Below are 7,347 nucleotides of genomic sequence, written 5' to 3'. Positions count from 1 at the left end.
ATTCCAGGGCCTTTTTATTTTTTGTAAATAAAATTTATATAGATTAGGTTGAACCAATGTGTAAATTACAGGTAGGTTCGGGATAGGGGTTGGCAAAAGAGGACTAAGTCCTCTTTATTAGAGGTCCTCATAGCCTCCGTGGGGGCTTCTAATAAGGAGGTGTATTTGATGACGTGATAGGTTTAGATAGAGCAAGAATAAGTATAAAAAAAATTAATATTCCTCCAGAAAAATTGAAATTCAATATATTAAATAAATTTAGCATAAGAGGAGATATAAAAACCTCTAATGGTGAAAAAATATATATTGGAGACCAGGAAGGAATAGATAAAGTTTTTAAGTTCATTAATTTTATAAAAATAGGGCTTAAAAATCAATTGTGTTCTATTGAAATAGAGTTTAATTATGCTAAATATTATCGAAACACAAACTTTGAACTAATGAAAACTCAAAAGGAAAAAGAAGATGTAGACTTGAGTATATTAATAATTTTATCTGAAATAACTGAAATAGACATATCAAAGATGACATATGAATACTCTTTTCTTGAAGTTGCTGAACAATTGGAAATAAAAAGGTTTACAGACTATACCAATGTTATTTATTTAATCTATAGAGCTTTACATTTAAATAAAGATTTAAAAAAATCGGGTAAAGTTTTTTACGATTATTCATCGACACTAGATAGATTCTTTACAACTGGGTTTGTTTTTTCTTTTAAAGATGGATTAACTCTTGAGACTTATAATAAGAGTTTAGAAAATAATGAGAAAACCTTAGACGAATCAGATAAAGTAACTAAATCTTCAATGCGAAATGAGTTTAAATTTACTAAAACAACTTTAAAGAATATATTTGGATCTTCAGCAGTTGAGAGTTTAAAACTAAATGTTTTAAGAGAACAGATATCAGAAAGAATAGGGTTATCTATAAAAAATGCAGTGATAGAACAATTAAAAAAAAATCAACTGGAAATCGAGAAAAGATTAGATTCTTTAGATAGTTTGACACCTAGAAATATTCAGTTATTCGTAACAGAAAACAATGAGTGGATTTTAGATTATGATTGGTTTAATTGTATTTTAAAAAATAAACTATTAGGGAAAAAATCAGAACGAATGATTTTCAGATATCAAAAGATGGCTAAAGAAAAGCTGATTGCTTTAGAGAAATCAAATAGTCCAAAGAGAAGTAATACCAAGAATATAAAAAAATTGGAGCAATATTTAAAGATTCTTTTTGGAGTAAAAATTGAAATAGAATTGACGAAAGATGGAGAAATCCAGATTTTTTAATGTTAAATTCTGTATAAAAAGTGTCAGTTTTTGAGGGTATCGATTTTTGAAAATTCCAATGTTTTCAATGGTTTATGATATGTTTTCTCGCACGTAATAATATGAAGGCTCCTTTCCTTTAAAAGTTTTAGTTTATTCTAGGTTATTTTTTACCAAGTGTTATTTTTAAAAAATAGGAGGTGATGGAATTGGCTTTATCAGAGAAAAAGATTTTAATAGTTGAAGCATATTTAAGAAATCCAAAAGATAAAACAACAGCAGTAAGAGAAGTAGATCCATCAATTAAGAATCCTAGTGCATATGCTTGGAAGTTATTTAATGAACCAGAAGTTAAAGAATATCTAGTAACAAGAAGGTTAGAGCTTTTAAAAGAGAGTGCAATAACTCCAGAAGAACTTGTAAGAGGAACAAGCAAAGGATTAAAGCAAAGCTTAGGATTAGAGAAGAGAAAGGTTTATTCTTTTGGGAAAGAGGGACTTATATATTCAAATGAAGATATACATCCTGATTCAATAGATGCAAAGAACTATTATTCAATCTTAGAGAGAGTACTTGGAAGTGAGATATCAGGAGTACTAGCTCAGAAGAATATACAAGAAGAACGTAAGATGCGGTTGAAAGTTAAAGAGTCAACGCTTAAGACAACTCTAGGTAAAGAAACAATTAAGTTGAAGAATGAGAAGCTAGAGAAAGAGCTGGGTAAAGATAAGGATAAAGAAGGCAACGGAGATGTACTGATTGGATAAGCTCTCAAGGTACTCCCAGAGGTCCTGAAATCGTCCGCACCTCGCTCGAGCCCAAACGAGAAAAATTTTCTAGGAAAAATTAGGGCACTTCTGCGATATTTCATAAAAAAAATTATTTTTTAGGTGAATGTTATATGGAAAAAAGATATTTAGTTACAAAAGAGATAATGACAAAGATGTTAGAAATTAGTGAGAGACAATTAGCTAATCTAGTTGATAGTCAAGTCATAGAAAAACATGGAGATAGATATAATCTTATTCCATCTGTAAAAAAATATATGGAATTTAAAGGAGCTTTGAGAAAAGATTCTTCTAATGAGGTTATCAATGCTAAAACTCTTGGTGCAATACTTGGAATATCTGATAGAACAGTAACAGAATTAGCCTTGAAAAATATTGTTATAAGAAAAAGCAAAGACTCATATCTTAGAGATGAATCTATATCAAATTATATAGAATACATTAAAACAAATTTAGATAAGAACGCTGATGGAAGACTCCATGAGCTAAATAAAAAGAAATACGATGCAGAATTAAAAGACTTGAAGCTAAAAGAATTAAAAAAAGAGCTTCATAGAACTGATGTTGTTAAAGACATTATTCAAAGAATGATTCAAAACTTTAAAGGAAAATGTTTAATATTGCCTTCAAAAGTAGCTCCAGCATTATCTTTAATTGAAGATAGAGAGAAAATTGAAGAGGTACTTAGAGAAGAAATATATTCAGTATTAAAAGAGTTGTCAGAATGGGATCCAGAAAAAGGAGCTAATTATGATTAATACATTTGAGTTAGTTAGAAGTATTCTAAAAGAATTAGAGCCTCCCAAAAAGATAACGGTATCAGAATATGCTGGAAAATATAGAAAACTTTCTGTTGAATCATCTCCTGAACCTGGAGATTGGGATAATACTAGAGCACCTTACCAAGCTGAAATGATGGATTCATTTAATGGAGCTGAAACAGAGGACATAACAATAATGTCAGGAGCTCAAATAGCTAAAACAGAAATTATTTTAAATATGGTTTTATATGTTATAAACAATGACCCAGGTGGAATAATGATTGTTCAGCCATCTAAGGGAATGGCAAAATCATTCTCTAAAAAAAGGATTGCTCCTATGATTAGAGATTGTGAGACTTTAGCAAATAAAGTAAAAGGGCAAGTTCTAGATAAGTATTTCCCAGGTGGATTCTTAATGTTAATTGGAGCTAACTCTACAAATGAACTAGCAGGAACACCAATAAGATATTTATTTATGGATGAGGTGGATAGATACAAAAGAGATGTTGGAAATGAGGGAGATCCTGTTGAATTAGCAGAAAAAAGAACTGCAAACTTTGAAAATAGAAAAAAAGTTAGGGTTTCAACTCCTGGTTTGAAAAAAACATCGAAAATCTATTCTCTGTATATGAATTCAACTCAAGAAACATGGCAAGTTCCATGTCCTGAGTGTGGAAAATTCAATAAATTTAAAATAGAAAATTTTGATTTTGAAAGTATTGAAATGGCTTGCGAGCATTGTGGAGTATATTCTTCAGAAGCTCATTGGAGAAGCAATGAACCAAAAGGTAAATTTATTCAAGAAAATCTACTATGTGAAACAAAATTCCATAGAGGATTCTATGTTACATCATTTTCATCTCCTTGGGTAAAGTGGAAAGATATATCAAAAAAATATAAAGAAGCTTTAGAAAATCCAGAAAGAATGCAAGTTTTTTATAACACATTTTTAGGACTACCTTATGAACATGAATTTAATGATGGATTAGATTGGGAATACTTATATAAAAATAGACGTATTAAATATAATGCTGAGGTTCCAGATGAAGTTCTATTCTTAACTTGTGGTGTGGATGTACAAGATGACAGACTAGAAGCGAATGTTATCGGATGGGGACCACGAAGGCAAAGATATGGTATTCAATACAAAATTATACTTGGTGATCCTGGAAGTCAAAAAGTTTGGAATGAGTTAGATTCTTTACTAAATAAAAATTTTTATTACAAAGATAAATCAAATCCTTTAAAAATAATCTGTACTTTCATCGATACGGGAGGACACCATACAGAAGAAACATATGATTATGTGTACTTAAGAGAAAGCAAGAATATATTTGGAATAAAAGGAATTGGAACTTCTGGAAGTCAAGTTATAAACACTGTTAGAAAGACTAAAAGACCTAAAGGTAAAAATATACAGCTTATTTCTCTTGGAGTTAATGCTCTTAAAGATATGACTTATTCAGCTTTGAAAAGAGATGAGAAAGGACCATTATATTGCTATTATCCAGATGATCCGATTAGGGGATATGGAGAAAGATTTTTTAAAAGTGTTACTGGAGAAGTAAAAACAACAACTGTAAAAAGCGGAATTGAAAAGGTTGAGTGGGTAAAAATAAGAGATAATGAGGCTCTTGATACAACAAACTATGCAACAGCAGGAATGATATATATGAATCCAGACTTTGAAAGTCTAGCGAAAATGACAAAAGAAGAGTTATCAAAACTTAGTTTAGGAGAGAAAAAAGAGAAAAAAGAAACTCGAATAGAGAGTAAAGGAGTTCAAGTATGACGGGATTAACACTTAAAGAAGCACAAGCAAGATATCGAGAATACTTAGAGGCTGAGAAAAAAGTACTAGCTGGTCAAAGATATAAAATTGAAAATCAAGAGCTTGAAAGAGCTCCTTTGAAAGAAATAAGGGATGGCATGAAATTTTGGGAGGGTAAATGCAACGAGCTTGCTAGAGGCGGGAATAAAATCACAAATCTAAGAATTATTCCTCGAGATATATAGGAGAGGAGAGTAATGAGGAAAAGTAAAAATGCTAAGTTTGAAAAGAAACAAAAAGCAACTAGCTATAAAAATCATGGAGCGAGTAAGCAAAAGCTAGTTTTTAAAGGTATGGATGATAGACTCAAATCAGTTAATAATGACTTAGGAAAAGATGTAAAACAAACTTTAACTGCTAGATCTAGAGAACTTTGGATGGGAAGTCCTATTGCAACAGGAGCATTAAAAAAACTTAGAACATCAGTTATAGGTTCTGGACTTAGATTGAAGTCAACTATTGATAATACTATATTATCGCTTTCTCTGGATGAAAAGGAAAAGATTGAAAATCAGATTGAAAAAGTTTTTAAATTATGGGCTGAAACAACAGAGTGTGATATTCAAAGAACATCTAATTTCTATCAAATTCAACAGTTGGCTTTCTTAACTTCCTTAATAGATGGAGAATGTTTTGTAATGTTGCCATATAAAAAGAGACCTGGAGAAATATTTGAGTTAAAAATACAGCTTGTTGAATCCGAGAGGTGTATGACTCCTCCAAATTTATCATCAAATGATTCTATAAAAAATGGAGTAGAAGTTGATTTAGATAGTTGTCCTATAGCTTATCATTTCTGTAATGACCCTTATTCAACTAAAGGGAAAGTATACACAAGAGTTCAAGCATACGGGAGTTTAACAGGAAGAAGAAACGTTTTAAATATTTTAGAAAAAGAAAGAATAGGTCAGTTAAGGGGAGTTCCAATTCTAGCTCCAGTTATAGAATCATTGTTGCAGCTTGGAAGATATACACATTCTGAATTAGTAGCAGCAGTAGTAAGTTCATATTTTACAGTTTTTATAGAAAATGAATCTAATGATACTTATAACACTGGTTTTGGAGAAACTGTTGATGATGAAAAAGATTTTTCTGAAAAGAAAATTGAGATGGGTCCTGGAGTTATAACAGAACTTCCAGCAGGTAAGAAGATTAATTTAGCAAATCCGAGTAGACCTAATACTGCTTTTGATGGATTTGTTAAAGCTATGTCTATTCAAATAGGGGCAGCATTAGAATTACCTCATGATGTTCTATTGAGTATATTCAATGCAAGTTATTCAGCCTCTAGAGCGGCTTTATTAGAAGCTTGGAAAATGTATCGTATGAGACGTAGTTGGATGATTGCTGATTTTTGTAATCCAATTTTTACTCAATTTATGGATGAGATTGTTTCAAAAGGATTTATAACAGCACCAGGATATTTTGAAAATCCTTTGATTAGACAAGCTTATTTAGGTTGTAAATGGTATGGAGCGACACAAGGTCAAATAGATCCATTGAAAGAGGCAACAGCAGCCAGAATAAGAATTGAAACAGGATTAAGTACAAAGAGTAGAGAAATAATGGAAATGTATGGAGATGATTATAATGAAGTTATGGCTCAGAGAGAAATAGAAAAGGAGGAATGAAATGCCTAGAGCAGTTATGGTTCAAAAGGAACAAAATAAAGGGAAAATCATAATTCATCAAGATATTGGTGACACTTGGTGGACTGAATATGGTTGCGAAGAATTTACAAGAGATATTGAAGCTCTTGGAGATGTAACAGAAATTGATGTACATATTAATTCAGATGGTGGAGAAGTAGCAGCAGCAACAGCAATCTATAACCAATTAAGAGCACATAAAGCTACAGTAACAACTTATGTTGATGGAATAGCTGCATCAGCTGCATCATTAATTTTTATGGCAGGAGATAATAGAATTATGAGGCCTGCATCAATTTTAATGATTCATAATCCAGGAATATTAGCGAGCGGAACTAGTGATAAATTAAGAGCTGCTGCTGATTATTTGGATAAGTTAAAAGAGGCTGTATTGACTGCCTATAACAGAGCAACTATAAGTGAGAGCGAAATAAGCAAACTAATGGATAACGAAACTTGGATGACAGCTAATGAGGCTTTAGAAAAAGGGTTTGCTACTAAAATAGATACATTTGGTGATGAAATTGAGCTTGAAATTACTGGAGATGTTTTAATGGCTAGCGGGGTATCAATAAATTTATCAAAACATACTGAGTTTAATAATTTTTATTCAAAAAATACAAAAATGTTTAAAAAAAGGGAGGAAAAAGAGAATATGCCAACGATGACTATTGAAGAAATCAAAGCAAAAAATCCAAAGATGTATGCCGACATCTTAGAAATTGGAGCAAAGGAAGAGAGGGAAAGAATTAAACAAATTGAGGAAATGGCAATTGAAGGTTCAGAAGCATTAATGAAAAAATTTAAATTTGAAGATCCTAAGCCAGCTTTAATGTTTTCTTCAGAAGTTTTGAAAATGATGAAGAATGGAGAGCTTAAGACGGTTGTAAAAAATGAAGAGGTTGTTGTAACTGAAGAAAAAAATCCAGAAATGACAGCTCTTGAAAAAGCAAAATTAGATGCTAAAAATTCAGGAATGGGAGAAGTTACTCCTGGAGTTGGAAAAGTTGAAATGACAGCTCAAGAAAAAGCTGCTGCAAAAGC

General features: G+C 31.3%; 7 protein-coding genes. All 7 read left to right on the top strand.

The features are described 5' to 3' along the window. Positions 1-173: 173 nt before the first annotated feature. Positions 174-1,295 carry a hypothetical protein gene (locus Q0W06_RS18755; RefSeq protein WP_297639430.1) on the top strand — a complete coding sequence of 374 codons (1,122 nt, stop codon included), beginning with the start codon at positions 174-176 and terminating at the stop codon, positions 1,293-1,295. 188 nt (positions 1,296-1,483) lie between these two features. Further along, positions 1,484-2,041 (top strand): hypothetical protein, encoded by a 558-nt coding sequence (locus Q0W06_RS18750; protein ID WP_297639427.1) that lies wholly within the window; start codon positions 1,484-1,486, stop codon positions 2,039-2,041. 134 nt (positions 2,042-2,175) lie between these two features. Next, positions 2,176-2,820, top strand: a complete 645-nt coding sequence (locus Q0W06_RS18745) for a hypothetical protein (protein ID WP_297639424.1) — start codon at positions 2,176-2,178, stop codon at positions 2,818-2,820. Continuing rightward, positions 2,813-4,615, top strand: coding sequence for a terminase gpA endonuclease subunit (locus Q0W06_RS18740; RefSeq protein ID WP_297639422.1), 1,803 nt, complete (start codon positions 2,813-2,815; stop codon positions 4,613-4,615). The genes Q0W06_RS18745 and Q0W06_RS18740 overlap by 8 nt, the downstream gene beginning before the upstream one ends. Then, positions 4,612-4,839 carry a DUF6148 family protein gene (locus Q0W06_RS18735; RefSeq protein ID WP_297639420.1) on the top strand — a complete coding sequence of 76 codons (228 nt, stop codon included), beginning with the start codon at positions 4,612-4,614 and terminating at the stop codon, positions 4,837-4,839. Before Q0W06_RS18740 ends, Q0W06_RS18735 begins: the two co-directional genes overlap by 4 nt. A gap of 12 nt (positions 4,840-4,851) precedes the next feature. After that, on the top strand, positions 4,852-6,285 hold the full coding sequence (locus Q0W06_RS18730) for a phage portal protein (protein ID WP_297639417.1): 1,434 nt from the start codon (positions 4,852-4,854) through the stop codon (positions 6,283-6,285). 1 nt (position 6,286) lies between these two features. Then, positions 6,287-7,347, top strand: a 1,061-nt coding sequence (locus tag Q0W06_RS18725) for a head maturation protease, ClpP-related (protein WP_297639415.1), incomplete at its 3' end; no start/stop codon positions are given.

It is taken from the genome of uncultured Clostridium sp., from assembly GCF_947072515.1.
Lineage (GTDB): Bacteria > Bacillota > Clostridia > Clostridiales > Clostridiaceae > Clostridium.
Note: the sequence above shows the minus strand (reverse complement) of the source record. Positions and strands in the feature narration are given on the sequence as shown.